Here is a 15,518-nt window from a genome sequence, read left to right on the forward strand (position 1 = left end):
GGTTTGATTGTTGTAAGTTATCTAAGTGCTAGAGTCTAATTAATAAGTCTGCTTGAAGCCGCTCAGTGTTTGTACAGTTGTACCTGCGCAACTTGCTTCAAAATTTCTGCTTGTTGCTGAGCATGGATATTAGCATAACCACATGCAGGAGATGCAGCAGCAGGTCTTGCAATGCACTTAGGTCTTTTTGCTTGAGCATTGAGGCCAGACAATACCTCTTCTATCAATGGGTTGACAAAGAACCATCCTCCCATATTTTTTGGTTCCTCTTGACACCATATAATTTCAGCGTTCTTATATTTTTCGAGTTCATTGTTTAGTTTATCGGCCGGGAATGGATAAAATTGTTCTAAACGCACTACTGCTATATCGTTTATTTTTTGTGCTTCAAGCATTTCAATTATGTCGTAATAAACTTTACCACTACATATTACAACTTTACGTATTTTATCACTTGCAACTAAACCTGTTCTACACTCTGGAATTACCGTAAGAAATTTTCCTTCAAAGTCAGAAAGGTTAGAAACTGCGCTTTTATGACGCAATAGTGATTTAGGTGTAAACACCACTAAAGGCTTACGAAAATCTCGATTAATTTGTCGGCGTAAAGCATGAAAATAATTCGCAGGAGTAGAGCAATTAACCACCTGCATATTATCCTCTGCACAGAGCTGCAAAAACCTCTCTATACGAGCAGAACTATGCTCAGGCCCCTGCCCTTCATAACCATGAGGCAAAAGTAGAACTAGACCACTTGACCGCAACCACTTTGTTTCTGCAGATGAGATAAATTGGTCGATCATAATTTGCGCGCCATTTGCAAAATCACCGAACTGCCCTTCCCAGAGCACAAGTGAATAAGGAGAATCAAGGCTATATCCATATTCAAAACCCATCACAGCATACTCAGATAGTGCGCTATCTATAACTTCAAAGCGAGCTTGCTTCTCACTTATGTTGTTCAGTGGAATAAACGTTTCTTCTGTTACTTGATCAACAAGTCTTGAATGACGGTGCGAGAAGGTACCGCGACCAGAATCTTGTCCTGACAAGCGCACTCCTATTCCTTCTTTAAGCAATGACGCGAATGCAAGACTTTCAGCAGTTGCCCAGTCTATGTTGCTACCGGAATTTATACTTTCTATTCTGCCATCAAGTATTCTTCTGACTTTATTATTGAGATTAAAACTACTTGGAATATTGCTATTTATGTGTACACCTAATTTTTTTAGCTCATCTGGTGAAACACCAGAGTCCGTATAATATTCACTCAAATCGTTCAACTTTGCTCTCCTGAGTTTTAACCACACTCCATCAAACCAATCAGCTTTTTTTGGAGTATAAGTCGTTGACTCAGTAAGGCTTTTATCCAATCTTGTTCTAAATTCGCTGCATAATTTACTTACTTCATCGCTACCTAGCACTTTCTCTGCAGTCAGCTTCTCTTCGTACAGCGTGCCTGGAGTTTTATGCTTTGATATTGCTTTATACATAAGTGGCTGAGTAAAATTTGGCTCATCGCCTTCATTATGGCCATATTTGCGGTAGCATATTATGTCAATCACCACATCCTTTTTAAATTTCTGCACATACTCCATTGCCAAATTCGCAACAAAACTCACAGCTTCTGGATTATCTCCATTAACATGAAATATTGGAGCTTCTATTGATTTTGCTACATCAGTGCAATAAAAAGATGAGCGTGCGCAGGATGGGTTGGCGGTAAAACCAACTTGGTTATTAATAACAATATGCACGATACCACCTACTGTATAACCTTCAATGTTGCTCAAAGTAAGGGTTTCGGCAACCACTCCCTGCCCGATGAAAGCTGCATCACCATGAATTGACACTCCAAGCACAGATCTTATATTTTGCTTCGCTCTTACTCTTCCAGCTAGAACTGGATTTACCGCCTCAAGGTGAGATGGGTTAGGACATAAACTTAAGTGTATTTTTTTACCACCAGCAAGTGCTCGATCAGAAGAGTAACCAAGGTGATATTTGACATCACCAGATACCTCAAGACCACTTGGGTATGCAAGATTGCCTTGAAATTCAGACAGCATTGCCGCATATTCTTTCCCCATAACTTTGGTTAGAACATTAAGCCGTCCTCGGTGGGCCATACCAAGAACTATTTCTTCAATACCAAAAGCTGCAGAATCACTAATAACTCTTTCAATTGCAACAATGGCTGACTCCCCACCTTCGATAGAAAAACGCTTATATCCAGGAAATTTCATATGGAGAAATTGCTCGAACATCTCAGATTCAATCAAGTGCCTTAGTATTTCTTTTTTATCCTGAGGGCTTAGCGTATAGACCTGATTTTCAATTTTCTCCTGCAGCCACACTCTTTCCTCATAAGAGGAAATATGCATAAATTCAAACCCGATGTTCTTGCAGTAAATATCTCTATATATTTCAGCATCATGCGCTGGAGAGATATTCAAATATTTCTGATAATCTATTTCTTTATTTACATGCGGTGATAATGGATTTAAGTCCGCAAAAAAATGACCGTAAGATCTGAAGAAATTTGCTAAGCTAGAAATTGAATCATCCGACTTGACTGCGTGCTGTGCATTGCAGGCTTCCGTTTTATTCATTTCTAAATTGCTTGAAAAAATCCTATTCCAATCCTCCCCGATTGATTTATCGCCCTGCAGATAACGGCTATACATTTCTTCTACAAATTCTGCATTATCACCATAAAGGCAGCTTAGACTTAGCATAATCACTACAAAAGATATCAAATACTTATAAGTATAACTTAAGTTTTTTAAAAAAGAACTCCTTTAGTTTCTAATTATTAAGTTATACAAACACTGTAATCCGAGTTTTCCAGAAAGGGTGTCATTCTAGACTGACATCTAATCTTTCCATAAATGCTGTATTTCAACATAAAACAACTATACTCATCAACTTGTGCCCAATCATAATTCCTAGATTCCAGTGTTAGCTACTTGTTTTTTGGATTTCTATACTATTGCTGATTATTGAAATTTTTTTGCACATTAAGGAACGCAAGCGTTTATGAGTCAGAGGATAAGTCATATAACATTTACTCGGTCTTAATACTTTGAATTTATATTTAAGTAAACGATAAACAGTAATTGGTATGAGTGATCTATTTAAAAGTGACAATTATGATAAAAATCTCAATTCTTTGATAAGAGTCATAAAGCTGAATGATACAAAAAAAATTAATGAACAATATGATGAAACATTGAGAGATTTATCTCAAGCTCTGAAGGCTTTTACAAGCAAGGCAAAAGATATAGCCAAGTTTGTTATATATACTGACTTGAATAATTATGTAGAACCTTTGAGCACAAAGCCACTCGGTTTTATTGGAACATTAAAAGGGATATTAGATAGAGTCTTGGGAAAAGATATTCCAACTAATGATAATGACATAAAAAATTTTGTTGGTGATGAATTATCAGGTTTCACTATAGAAAAAGCAGCCGAATACACAAATATTTTAAGTACAATTAATCTATTCAAGAAAGGACTTAAAGAAATTTTAGATTCGAAACAGAGTGGAAAAGGCAATAAAGAACATAAATCATACGAAGTAAGCACGGAAAATAAAACGACATCAAAGCAGAAGGAAGATACTCCTAAGCTGCAAGAAGGAAAACAGCCGGTAGGAAAATTAGTTATGAAGAGAATAAAACGGCCAACAACAGCACCTCCGCCACCTCCTACTGCCTCAAAAAAGGTACACTTTAAACCAGAAATAGAGAATGTATCTCCTGAAGATTCAGGCTATGAAAGTTCATTAAGTGAAGAGTCTGGACATGAGGAAATATCAAATTATCAAGAGAAAAGTAGTAAATCTTCAACAAAAGATTCGGAAGACTCAAAGTTAGCTAAAAAGGAGCCAACTCACAAAACGAAACCTAAGAAAAATGCAGGAACAAGAAGAGGATATAAAAAGAGACAGGCTCCAGAGCCACCAGCGCTAAACGCTACCAATCAAGAAATTAGGCAAGAAACTAAAGAAGATAAATCTGAAATACTGTCAAATCCTAAAAGGCTAGATATTGTTGATCAACAAGTGAGCACGAAACCAATAATAGTAGAAGTGACTTCGCAAAAATCAGCTGAAAGTAAACCAATCCTGAAAAAATCTGCTGATAAAGCAGCATCAGAAGTAAAAGCGGTTATTATAAAAGAAAAAGTAAATAACAAGAAGGACGGTAGAGTAAAGTCAATAGTAGGAAAATTTGAGCAAAATCAAGTTGCTAAGAGCAAAGCCACCCCTGCAACACAAGCAGATATCGGTATGAAGAAAGATCCTGCACCATCGCAAGAAACTGCCTCCCAATCTCACTCATTTCCGGTAGGAAATAAAAGATCTAAAATGAACCCCATAACAGCAAAGTCCGATTCTAAACTTCCGGTTAGTAAAAAACCTCTTCTCACTCATGTTAGTGTAAAGAAAATAGCTGCACGATTTGAAAGCCATGGGAAGAAATAGTTGTAACCTATTGAACAAACCCTATAATATCCTTGATCTTTTTTATATTGTTATTTGCAATCTCTGCTGCTTTTTCTGTACCTTCTTTTAATATTTTATGTAAATGGAGCTGATCCTTCAAAAGACCGTTCAACTTCTCACGTATGGGTGATATAACACTGATGATTAAGTCAGCTAACTCTTTTTTAAAGTTCTTCATGTCATGTTTATCCACTTTTTTACACACTTTTTCTACATTTAAATCACTAAGCACTGAATAAATATTTATCAAATTGCTTATTTCTGGACGACATTTTAAAGTAGAAAAATCAAAGCCTAGAATTGAATCTGTTTTTGCTTTTTCTATTTTTTTGACAATTAAGTCATCTGTATCGTCAAGGTTAATGCATGAATATTCTGAAGGATCAGATTTGCTCATCTTGCTTGCTCCATCTCTTAAGCTCATTATCCTTGATGTACAATCCAAAGTTAAGATTTCAGGTATGATGAAATGACTACATTTATAATGATTGTTAAAAGCTGATGCAATATCACGTGCAAGTTCTAAATGCTGTTTTTGATCATCGCCAACAGGAACATATTTAGTTTGATACAGCAATATATCCGCAGCCATAAGTACTGGGTAGCTATATAACCCAAGAGAAGCTTTTTGTCTATCGCTTCCAGCCTTATCTTTAAATTGAGTCATACGATTAAGCCAACCAATTGGTGTATAGCACCCTAGCAGCCAGCCCAATTCTGCATGACCACTAACTGCGGATTGATTGAAAATAATCGACTTTTCCGGATCTATTCCACATGCAATATAAGTTGCTGCTGCTTTAAAAATATTATTTTTTAATTCATTTGCGGGAAGCTTATTTGCTGTGATTGCATGCAGATCAACAACACAAAAAAGAGATTTATATTTATCCTGCAAGCCTATCCACTGCTTAATTGCACCAAGATAATTGCCCAAGTGTAATACTCCACTTGGCTGAATACCTGAGAAGACAACTTCTTCCATACCTTGAGTGTTTTATTAGTTACTTTCGCAATCAGCAGATTTTTTAGAAAGAATAACCATTGCAGGACGAAGCAACCTATTTTTAATTGTATAACCAGTTTGTAGTACTTCTACAATAGTACCAGGCTCTTTTTCATTATCTTCTCTTTCCACAACAGCTTGATGTAAATTGCTGTCAAAAGAGTTACCTATTGGATCTATTTCTTCTATTCCATGTTTTTTTAGATCACTCACAATCTTTTGGTGCGCCACTTTTATTCCTTCATGAATAGGATCATCATCTTTCAAGTTTTCCATTGCTTTTTTTAAATTGTCACAAGAGTCGATCATATCACGTGCAAATTTTGTGACTGCATAATCACTTGCATCGCTAATTTGCTTTTGCATTATACGTTTAACGTTTTCATTATCCGCAACAGCGCGACGTAAATGATCTTCAAGCTGAATTGCACGTTCTTTTAATATATTAAGCTCTTCACTTAAATCACCTGTTTGCTGATCTTCTTGATCATCCCCTTTTCGTTTACTGACCATATCTGCAAATTTCTTTTTTTTCTCTTTATTACTATCTGACATATCATTCACCCTTACAAACTTAATAAATATATAACAATCAATCTAAAAATATCAAGCGTTAGCTATCCTTGTCTTTCTATGCTTGCATTTAAAAAGTCAATCAAAGCAGTTTTATAAAGAGAATCAGAAAAAGTATCAATATTACTTTGCGCCATATTAATATAGTGTTTAGCTTCTTCCATAGAAACATGAATGGCATTATGATGATTAATATATTGTAATGCTTGGTCAAAATTGTGTCTAGCTGAAGAAAAAGATTTCTCCCAGAATTTTTGTTCTGATGGGCTGCCTTTTTCATATGCTATAATAGAAGGTAAAGTAACTTTACCTTCAAAGAAATCTTTTCCAAGTTGCTTTCCTAAAGTGCCTTGATTAGCAGTATAATCTAGCACGTCATCAATTATTTGGAATGCTATACCAAAATTAAACCCGAAATTCCTTAGCCTCTCTGTTTCGTCACTTGTGGCTCCAGATACTACTGATGCAGCCTCGCAGCATGCAGAAAATAAAGATGCTGTCTTTTCTCCAATGATATTAAAATAATTTTTCCTAATTGTGTTAGGGTCAAAACGCGTTGTCATCTGCTTTATCTCACCCTTGACAAGCAAATTAGATGCCTTAGATAAAATAGAGAGAACACTTAAATTCCCACATTCTATAAGCCATCTAAATGCTAAGGTCAATAATAGATCACCAACTAAAATGCTTGATTTATTCCCCCAAATTTTATTTGCTGTTGCAACTCCATGGCGTGCCTTACTTTCATCAAGCACATCATCATGAAGTAAAGTAGCGTTGTGTATAAATTCTACCGATGCAGCAATGTTGATCCTACTCTCTCCAGAGTAATTCAGCATTTTACAAATAATAAAAATGAGCTTAGGCCTTATCTTTTTTCCTCCTGAATTAATAAGATGAGATGTAATATCGGTAGCAAGCTTAATACCTTCATCATTGACATTTTTGAAGATAAAGTCATTCATAGCCAATAAATCAGAAGATACAATATCATCTAATTTACTACTTTTTGTTAAATCAGTGTTTAGCATTTAATAGGACTTATGCTTCTTGCCCTTGTACTTTCTCAACTTTTTTCTTTTCTATTTTTTTCGATTCTGTTTCTAAATCTACTATGCCTTTTTTAATGAACCACATTACCCTTTCAGTTGCTTGCGCTCCTACACTTAGCCAATGTTTTAATCTATCAGCTTTTACCACAACACGATTTTTATTGTCTTTTGGCAACATTGGATCATATTGTCCTATTCTCTCAATAAAGCGCCCATCTCTTGGTGCTCGTGAATCGGCTACAACTATCCTATAAAAAGGACGTTTCTTTGCCCCAAACCTTGCTAACCTTATTTTAACTGCCATGTCAACCTTTATTCATATATTAATTATAATTTAAATACAATAAACAGCTCAAGTCAAACTAATTGTACCTCTTTTACCTAAAAATACAATATAGCCCCCTCCAATCACTCATAAAAGGAAGATAATAAACTTTTTTATATATCATCAATCATAGCATGATTAACTTCTACTCTATACTTTGATTTTAGATAGCTAATTAACTGTTCCTTTAGCGATATCATCACACGTTTTCCGGTATCAAGCATGTTTAATTTACCATTTGATGAATGCATTTCTTTTAGAACGCCTATTATAATTTCATTATTGTATTGAATAGGATCTGTTACCGAATTAGTTGTTTTCATATTGAAAATCTCTTCTATGAAAGAAAAAGGGTAGTTTTGTTCATTGCGTTGTATTTGCTGGCCTTTAACCAATTTTATACCTTGCATTTCTTCCAAATCTGTCTTTTCTCTTAGTTGAACTGCTACTTCTTGTCCCATTTTAAACATTCTTTCTTTTATAAATTCACTACGCCAAAGCTTTATGGCTGATTCCCTACTTTCTTCAAAATTTTGTAATTTAGGAGGAACGATATCACTGATTTTCACACCAACAACAGTATCTCCAACACCCTTAAAATAACTCTTCTGATCTTTCTCGCGTGAAAAAATGAAAGAAATGAAATCACTGGAATTTCCTACTTCATTACCACTTTGGTCTTTCCCACTAGCATCTACTGGACCAATGGTTTGTATAGGTAAATTGTAATTATTGGAGATTTCTTCAATCGTTGCACCATTGTATATCTTATAATTCACTTGATTTATGAAATCATTGACTTTTTCAAAAGACTTTTGATTGGTTAAAACTGACCTTATGTCTTTTTTTAAATCAACCAAGTCTTCATCAGAGATTTGATGTATGCTTTCTACCTTTATTACGTGCCATCCAAAATTGCTTGTTAAAACTTCACTTACTTCACCTGTTTTGAGAGCAAATACCTTTTCTCTCATATTTTCAGGTAAGAAATCCTTAGTTATATTATTTACTCTGGTTTCATCGAGTTTCACTTTATTAAACTCTTCTATTATTTGTTCAAAGCTTGCTTTACTTTCTTCAAGTGCTCTTCTTGCTATTTCAGCTTTTTCTTTGGTAGGAAATATCACATTGAATATGTCTCTTTGATTTTTAAGTTCCTGATGTTCTATTATACTATCAACCTCTTCATCTGAAATTCTGATTTGATCTTCAAAATATTTTTGATCCAGAGAAATGTATTGCGCAGTTCGATACTCAGGGTAATAAAAATTGGACTTATTTCTTTCATACAAATCAAGTAAGGCTTGATCATCTGGTTCAGGAACGTCTGTAATTGCATCCTCAGTTATTTTAACAATATCAACTACTCTAGTTTGGTAGCGATTTTTGTATATCTGCTCATCAACACTCTCACCAAAAGTTACCGGATAATTATCTTTAAATAACGAAGTCATGAACATCATTGCAGGCAGGATTTTCTCTAGTTTTTCTATATATTCCTTTTCTGTTATATGCAGGCTATTTAGAGTTTGATGGAATTTATTATGGTCAAATTCTCCTTTATCGTCCTGAAAGTACTTGGTATTTTTTATATGGCTTTTGATAGATTCTTCTCCAACTTTTAATCCAAGTTCGCTAATTAGGTTAAACAATAGTTTTTGCTCTATAAGTGCGTTAAGTAAATCATATTTCAGCTTTTTTACTTGTTCTTTACTTACATCAGATCCAGAAATTTGCTTTTCATAATTTTGATATAGTAATTTATATTCATCTGATGTTATAACTTCCTTTCCTACTTTAGCTAATTCTTTCCTTTCATCATCATTTGATAAAAGATTGCCAATCCCCATAAAGATTAATAAGCAAACTAAAAGGAGAACGATTGCCTTGGTAAAAAAATTTCTAATACTCATTGTAAACTCAGTTAACTAACACTTAAATTTAGAATAGCAATAATTTAATATTTGTAAATCTATTAACAAATTAGCTAATATATGTAATATTGTAGTGTATTAAATTGAATGGAAGCTTATATTAACCTAAGAGCCTGTAAGTGATCTCTGAATATGTTAAGATGAGGTATAGTTGACATGAGGTAAAGTATGAGGAATACATATCCAAGTGACATAAGTTGTGAAAAATTCGAAAAGATTAGACTAATTTTAGAAAGCGTGCGAAAGAAAACAAAGCCAAGAAGATTAGGTTTATATGAGTTATTTTGTGGTGTGCTTTATGTACTAAAAAGTGGCTGTCAATGGCGAATGCTTCCAAAAGAGTTTCCAAGATGGCGAAATTTTTACGATTACTTCAAGAAATGGAGTAAAAAAACGAATGAAGATAGAGAAAGTGTTCTAGAAATTGTCTTAAAAAAAATTGGTTGGAGAGAACAGTGGTCGGAATACCAAAACAAGCTTCTGCATCATTGATGCCCAAAGTGTAAAAAATACCGATACTGCTGAAGAAAAAGGTTATGATGCCGGCAAGAAAATTTCAGGGTCACATTGCAGTAGATACACAAGGTTTGACACACGCAATTCATATAACAACGGCAGAAATAACTGATCGTAGCAGTGCTTTGACAATGGTTAAAAATGCTAAAGAAAGTCTCTCTGAAGTTAAAAACATACTGGTTGATGCAGGCTACAATGGAGAAAATTTTGCAACACAGATGAAAGTAACTATTGGTGCAACTGTTGAGGTGAAGTGAATTACATACCTTTGCTGTATTGCCAAAAAGATGGGTTGTTGAGAGATCTTCTTTTGCCTGGTTGGAAAAATGTAGGCGACTTTGGAAAAATTGCGAGCGTAAACTTAATACTAGCCTACAAATTTGCTTTTACTTCTTTCCTCCTCAAAAGATTATGAACAGGTTCTTTGATGATAGAGGGTTTATTTCTAATAGTCTTTATGTTGATGTGACAATATTTGGTACTTTGTCATTGTTAGCACTGCTAGCTACTGAGATATTTAGCCCTGCATTTTCAAAAGGTTGTGAAATATATGCCGAGAAGCACGCAAAAGATTTATTAGAGGAAGATCCAAGAGATAGAGTGCAAAAGGAGACTGATCTGTTAGGACGGTATGATCCACGAAGGCTATTAATGCCGATAATTATGCCTCTTGTTAGAAAGTGTTTTGCAGAAGTGGCAAGCGAATTTGCTGAAAGGAATTTTGATGAGGTAAAAACTGATATGTCTGATGTTAATACTGAAGGACTATCTAATCCTCAAGCAATTGAATTTGCACAGCAAACAGTATAGTATAAGCTTTTAGCTCTATGCATGGACTCAAAAAAAGTAGAATTAATATTTGAAAAATTTCAACAGTCAAATCCTGCGCCAAAAATAGAGCTAAATTATACCAATCATTTTACGTTATTAGTTGCAATAGTTCTGTCAGCGCGGACGACCGATATAAGTGTTAATAAAATTACAAAGGAGCTATTTAGTATCGCTGATACGCCAGAAAAAATGTTGAATCTTGGGCAAAGTGAGCTGAGAAAATGCATAAGCAGTATTGGTTTATATAATTCCAAAGCAAAAAATATAATCGGGCTCAGTAAAATATTGATTGAGAGGTACAATAGCAAAGTGCCTACTAATTTCGATGATTTGGTATCTTTACCAGGGGTTGGGAGAAAGAGCGCTAATGTGTTCTTAAATTCAGGGCTTGGTATTCCAACATTGGCAGTTGATACTCACGTTTTTAGAGTGAGCAATAGAGTTGGGCTTGTGAAAGAAAAAGATGTACTTAAAACAGAGCAGTCTCTTTTGAATGTAGTGCCAAAAAAATACCTACTTTATGCTCATCATTGGCTAGTTTTGCATGGTAGATATGTTTGCAAAGCGCAAAAACCTTCGTGTGAAACATGCATAATTCATGATTTATGTGAGTTTGAATGCAAGAGGTATAAAGTCTAGCACAACACTTCGATATTTCTTACTTTTATCATCCAAGTAGCTGATCTCTATGATGGTGTCATCCGAGTAGCTGACACTGGGATGACAATGAAGGGCTACTTGATGATGCCTCTGTGCACTGCCGTTATAAAGCTGCTACTTTGATGAATAAAATGATGTCATTCCAGAGCATGGAGCTGTAATCCAGTTCTTATTACCTGATATGCTCATTTGACAGTTAAGTCTTCTCTACCACGATTTGCATAACACCTTCGCTCATGGTTAAAAGATACCGAGGTAGTAGGGTGTATTAGTTTTTGCAAGCTGTTATTTTGCTATGGATTGCTGTAATGGCATCATCTATTTTATTGTTATCACAGCCTGTTTGGGCAAGTTCGGCATTTCCACCGCAATCCCTTCTGGTTACAGTAGATACTAGCTCTTTTGCATTGATCTTATTAGTTAAATCTTTACTTACTTTGACAATCAAAACTGTTTTATCCTTTTCTGTTACCATGAAGGCTATTACAGTTTTCGGTTTTTGTTGCTGTAGAGCAAATTCCCTTATTATACTTCCTGGAACGTTATTGAAAGTGTGGCTTACGAAATTTATTCCATTTATTTCGGTACTTTTTACAGTTTCTACACTGATAAGCTTTTTATAAAGATTTTTTATTTTGACTTCAAATTCTTTGCGCTCCTGGCTTAAAATACTGAGTCGACTTATTATTTCATTTACTGGTGCTTTTACGCATTCTGCAACTTTTTTTAAGCTAATTTCGTTATTGCGTACATAATTAATTGCTTCTTGACCGGTTAAAGCTTCAATTCTTCTTACTCGAGATGCAACGGAACATTCTGCTGCTATCTTAAACAAACCAATTTCTCCGGTACGCTCCACGTGTGTACCACCACATAATTCTTTTGAATCTCCAATTTTTACAACCCTAACATTATCACCATATTTTTCACCAAATAAGGCCATCGCTCCTTCGTCTATTGCCTCATCCATACCTTGAACTTTTGTGGACGTAGAAAGATTTTCTCTGATTAGAGAGTTTACTATATCTTCTACTGAAGACAGCTGATCCTGAGTGACTGGCTTATTGTGACTAAAGTCAAATCTTAGTCTATTTGGTGCGACTAGAGAACCTTTTTGAGCAACGTGATCACCTAAGATTTTTCTGAGTGCAAAGTGTAGAAGATGTGTAGCTGAATGATTTCTTCTTAAGTCTTGTCTTCTTTTTTTATTAATACTAGCTGTAACTGTGTTACCTTTACAAATTGAGCCGACGCACCTGTGCAAATACAAGTCATTAATCTTGTTGGTATTTTCGACTGTTACCATACTTCCATCAGACTGTATAAGATTTCCAATATCTCCCACTTGTCCACCTGACTCTCCATAAAAAGGTGTTTTATCAAGTATAATAGTTATCTTTTCTCCTTCTTTTGCAGAATCAATTACTTCATTTTTAGAGGAAATTATTGCGAGTACTGTTGCATCCTTTACTTCATCACGTTCATAACCAACAAATTCCGTTTTGCCAAACTGATCGATTAAATTAAACCATACTTGTTCAACAGATTTTTCACCAGATCCAGTCCAATTAGCACGTGCTCTTTCTTTTTGCTCTTTCATTGCATTATCAAAACCTTTTTGGTCAAAATTTATTTTCCTTTCTTTCAAAATATCAAGTGTGATATCCAAAGGAAATCCATAAGTGTCATATAGTTTGAATGCTGATTCTCCAGATAGAGTGTCACCTGATTTTAAATCTGCAGTGAATTTGTCCAAGAGATTAATGCCTTTCATTAAAGTGTCTTTAAAGTTTTCTTCCTCTGATTTTAACGTTGTTTCTATTAAGCTTTTAGCTCTGATTAGCTCTGGATAAGCATCTCCCATATAAGCCAAACTTGTGCCATCTATGAGTGCAGGAAAAACAAGGTTCAATAGAGAATCATTATATCCAAGTAGGTGGATATAACGTACTGCTCTCCTGATCAATCTGCGTAGTACATAATTTCTTCCTTCATTTCCAGGAAGCACTCCTTCTGCGATGAGAAATGCAGCTGCACGAAGGTGATCTGCGATAATCTTATGAGCTACCTTATTTTCCGTATTTCCACAGTACTCTTGCGATTTACTTACCAGAGCAGAAAATAGGTCAATATCATAGTTATCATGAACGTTCTGCATAACAGCTGCTATTCTTTCAAGGCCCATTCCGGTATCGATGCATTTTTTTGGTAATTTTTGTAAATTACCTTCTTCATCTTTATTAAATTCCATGAACACCAGGTTCCAAATTTCAACAATTCTGTCGTCTTCATGTAAAGCGGAATTTCCATGATCGTAAAAGATTTCAGAACATGGGCCACATGGACCAGTATTGCCCATGCTCCAAAAGTTATCATCTGTTGTAATTCTTATGATTTTATCATCTGAAAAGCCACTTATCTTACGCCAAATTTCATATGCTTCATCATCAGTGTGGTAAACAGTTATGGATAGTCTGTTTTTATCAAGAGACAATTCTTCAGTAATAAATTTCCACGCAAATTCTATCGCAGTTTCTTTAAAGTAATCACCAAAGCTAAAATTTCCGAGCATTTCAAAAAATGTGTGATGCCGAGATGTATAGCCAACATTTTCAAGATCATTGTGTTTACCACCTGCTCTGAGACACTTTTGACTTGAGACGGCACGTTTCATTTCAGTTTTTTGCGTGCCGGTAAAGATGTTTTTGAACTGTACCATACCAGCATTTGTAAACATGAGTGTTGGATCATGCTCTGGAATCAAAGGAGAAGAAGGAACTTGCTCGTGATTATTATTTACAAAAAATTTTATAAATCTTTCTCTAATTTCGTTTAGCTTCATCGTTTTTACTGAGGTTATCTATGCATAATAAGTTGTAACAGAAGTAAAATCAATTTATCAATCTAAATATTAATATATACATTACTTAGTATAATAAAAGTAACTTTTACATAAAAATTTTAATAAAAAGATATAGGTTTAAATATTTTATCCACTAACATAGAGAAGTATTTGTTAATTCAAATAATACTTTTATTAATTCATTTAAGGAGTGTGAAATGCCAAAAAAATGCCAAAACACTAAGAATAGCATGCGAAAGAGAGAAACAACAAATAAGCAGGAGATGGATGGTCCAACAATTAGAATTGTATCTGACTTGGAAAGTATAAAACAAAACAGAAGAGTAGAATTTTTAATTAAAGGAGAGAATTTAACAGTAAAAGACCTCTCTATATCTTCTAGAGCAGCTGAGATAGGCTTGGTTACAGGAATAGTAAATTCAATAGACATTCCTCAAGCAATTCGTGAATCGACAATAGATGGAATTATTTTAGGTCTTAAGAGTGGAGAAATAGAAAAAGGTAAAGAATATAATTATAGAGAATTTAAGAAAATATATCTAAAAAACCTTGTAGATGAATTGGGTAAGGATAGTTCAAAAAAGCTAAAAGAAAGAACTGATGAAAATAGCCAATTGAGAGAATCTACTACTGAAGAAATTGATTATCAGATGCAGGAAGATGTAACTATCGAATCAGCTTCTTTAACAAAACAAGAATTCGATTTTGCATCAAGCAAAGTAACTACTAAAGAGATTAATGACGTAATAAATGAAATAGAAGAATCAAATGCTAGTTATGGAATTACTCCTGAAGATATAAGTAGTGTTTCCCGTTTTGATAGTAATTCACAAGAAGTGTTAGATCATTCTATATTTAATAGCACAGATGTGGAAGGGCCTAAATTACCCGAAATAAATGGAGGACAGTATATAGGAATAGCAGGGATTGCTGGTGGTATATTGGGTGGAGTGCTAGCAGTAGCTTTTGCAGGATTAGGATACTTTGTATGGCATAGAAAAAATAGGGAAGGTAGCTACGATGTTGAAAAAGCGATGAAAAACCTTCCTGAACAAGCTCAACTTGAGCATTCCGGATCTACATCAGAAATAGAATCTTTGCTCAGCAATGCTACATCGGTAGCACATCTATCTTCTCAGATTAGTGTCGAGTAAGATTCCAGAGTTTGATGGCACAACAGTGCCATCAACTTAGCTCTTACAGCACTTATATGCTCTGGAACCAAAGGAGAAGAAATTTTCCTGT

General features: G+C 34.7%; 11 protein-coding genes and 1 pseudogene. 5 read left to right on the forward strand and 7 right to left on the reverse strand.

Annotated elements, in window-relative coordinates:
• Positions 1-62 precede the first annotated feature (62 nt).
• Positions 63-2,738: a 2-oxoglutarate dehydrogenase E1 component gene (locus tag ACICP1_RS04030; protein WP_395461124.1), complete on the reverse strand. Its 2,676-nt coding sequence runs from the start codon at positions 2,736-2,738 to the stop codon at positions 63-65.
• A 386-nt stretch (positions 2,739-3,124) separates the two neighbouring features.
• Between ACICP1_RS04030 and ACICP1_RS04035 the strand changes: the two genes are divergently transcribed.
• On the forward strand, positions 3,125-4,492 hold the full coding sequence (locus ACICP1_RS04035) for a hypothetical protein (RefSeq protein ID WP_395461125.1): 1,368 nt from the start codon (positions 3,125-3,127) through the stop codon (positions 4,490-4,492).
• 7 nt (positions 4,493-4,499) lie between these two features.
• Here ACICP1_RS04035 and trpS read toward each other — a convergent pair whose 3' ends face one another.
• The 5 genes from trpS to ACICP1_RS04060 form a co-directional block, all read right to left on the reverse strand.
• Positions 4,500-5,498, reverse strand: a complete 999-nt coding sequence (trpS, locus tag ACICP1_RS04040) for a tryptophan--tRNA ligase (RefSeq protein ID WP_265042132.1) — start codon at positions 5,496-5,498, stop codon at positions 4,500-4,502.
• Between the two features lie 15 nt (positions 5,499-5,513).
• Entirely contained in the window at positions 5,514-6,074 is a 561-nt protein-coding gene (locus ACICP1_RS04045; RefSeq protein WP_395461126.1) for a nucleotide exchange factor GrpE, read from the reverse strand.
• A gap of 62 nt (positions 6,075-6,136) precedes the next feature.
• On the reverse strand, positions 6,137-7,123 hold the full coding sequence (locus tag ACICP1_RS04050; protein WP_395461127.1) for a polyprenyl synthetase family protein: 987 nt from the start codon (positions 7,121-7,123) through the stop codon (positions 6,137-6,139).
• Positions 7,124-7,133: 10 nt separating this feature from the next.
• Complete coding sequence (gene rpsP / locus ACICP1_RS04055) at positions 7,134-7,448, reverse strand: 30S ribosomal protein S16 (RefSeq protein WP_006015540.1); 315 nt, start codon at positions 7,446-7,448, stop codon at positions 7,134-7,136.
• 134 nt (positions 7,449-7,582) lie between these two features.
• Positions 7,583-9,382 (reverse strand): peptidylprolyl isomerase, encoded by a 1,800-nt coding sequence (locus tag ACICP1_RS04060; RefSeq protein ID WP_265042129.1) that lies wholly within the window; start codon positions 9,380-9,382, stop codon positions 7,583-7,585.
• 189 nt (positions 9,383-9,571) lie between these two features.
• On the opposite strand from ACICP1_RS04060, the pseudogene ACICP1_RS04065 reads away from it, so the two are divergent.
• The 3 genes and pseudogenes from ACICP1_RS04065 to nth form a co-directional block, all read left to right on the forward strand.
• Positions 9,572-10,315, forward strand: a pseudogene (locus ACICP1_RS04065) (IS5 family transposase); the annotation flags it as partial.
• 15 nt (positions 10,316-10,330) lie between these two features.
• Positions 10,331-10,729: a hypothetical protein gene (locus tag ACICP1_RS04070; RefSeq protein ID WP_395461316.1), complete on the forward strand. Its 399-nt coding sequence runs from the start codon at positions 10,331-10,333 to the stop codon at positions 10,727-10,729.
• Positions 10,730-10,750: 21 nt separating this feature from the next.
• Positions 10,751-11,389, forward strand: a complete 639-nt coding sequence (nth, locus tag ACICP1_RS04075) for an endonuclease III (RefSeq protein WP_108784611.1) — start codon at positions 10,751-10,753, stop codon at positions 11,387-11,389.
• Between the two features lie 289 nt (positions 11,390-11,678).
• Here nth and alaS read toward each other — a convergent pair whose 3' ends face one another.
• Positions 11,679-14,252: an alanine--tRNA ligase gene (gene alaS, locus ACICP1_RS04080; protein ID WP_395461128.1), complete on the reverse strand. Its 2,574-nt coding sequence runs from the start codon at positions 14,250-14,252 to the stop codon at positions 11,679-11,681.
• Between the two features lie 218 nt (positions 14,253-14,470).
• Between alaS and ACICP1_RS04085 the strand changes: the two genes are divergently transcribed.
• Positions 14,471-15,427: a hypothetical protein gene (locus tag ACICP1_RS04085; protein ID WP_395461129.1), complete on the forward strand. Its 957-nt coding sequence runs from the start codon at positions 14,471-14,473 to the stop codon at positions 15,425-15,427.
• The last annotated feature ends 91 nt before the right edge of the window (positions 15,428-15,518 follow it).

The sequence above is a fragment of the Wolbachia endosymbiont (group B) of Ablattaria laevigata genome (genome assembly GCF_964277395.1).
In the GTDB taxonomy this organism is placed as follows: domain Bacteria; phylum Pseudomonadota; class Alphaproteobacteria; order Rickettsiales; family Anaplasmataceae; genus Wolbachia.

Coding starts and splice junctions, on each gene's coding strand:
- ACICP1_RS04030 (WP_395461124.1), bottom strand. CDS start 2,738: ATGCTAAGTCTAAGCTGCCTTTATGGTGATAATGCAGAATTTGTAGAA.
- ACICP1_RS04035 (WP_395461125.1), top strand. CDS start 3,125: ATGAGTGATCTATTTAAAAGTGACAATTATGATAAAAATCTCAATTCT.
- trpS (WP_265042132.1), bottom strand. CDS start 5,498: ATGGAAGAAGTTGTCTTCTCAGGTATTCAGCCAAGTGGAGTATTACAC.
- ACICP1_RS04045 (WP_395461126.1), bottom strand. CDS start 6,074: ATGTCAGATAGTAATAAAGAGAAAAAAAAGAAATTTGCAGATATGGTC.
- ACICP1_RS04050 (WP_395461127.1), bottom strand. CDS start 7,123: ATGCTAAACACTGATTTAACAAAAAGTAGTAAATTAGATGATATTGTA.
- rpsP (WP_006015540.1), bottom strand. CDS start 7,448: ATGGCAGTTAAAATAAGGTTAGCAAGGTTTGGGGCAAAGAAACGTCCT.
- ACICP1_RS04060 (WP_265042129.1), bottom strand. CDS start 9,382: ATGAGTATTAGAAATTTTTTTACCAAGGCAATCGTTCTCCTTTTAGTT.
- ACICP1_RS04070 (WP_395461316.1), top strand. CDS start 10,331: ATGAACAGGTTCTTTGATGATAGAGGGTTTATTTCTAATAGTCTTTAT.
- nth (WP_108784611.1), top strand. CDS start 10,751: ATGGACTCAAAAAAAGTAGAATTAATATTTGAAAAATTTCAACAGTCA.
- alaS (WP_395461128.1), bottom strand. CDS start 14,252: ATGAAGCTAAACGAAATTAGAGAAAGATTTATAAAATTTTTTGTAAAT.
- ACICP1_RS04085 (WP_395461129.1), top strand. CDS start 14,471: ATGCCAAAAAAATGCCAAAACACTAAGAATAGCATGCGAAAGAGAGAA.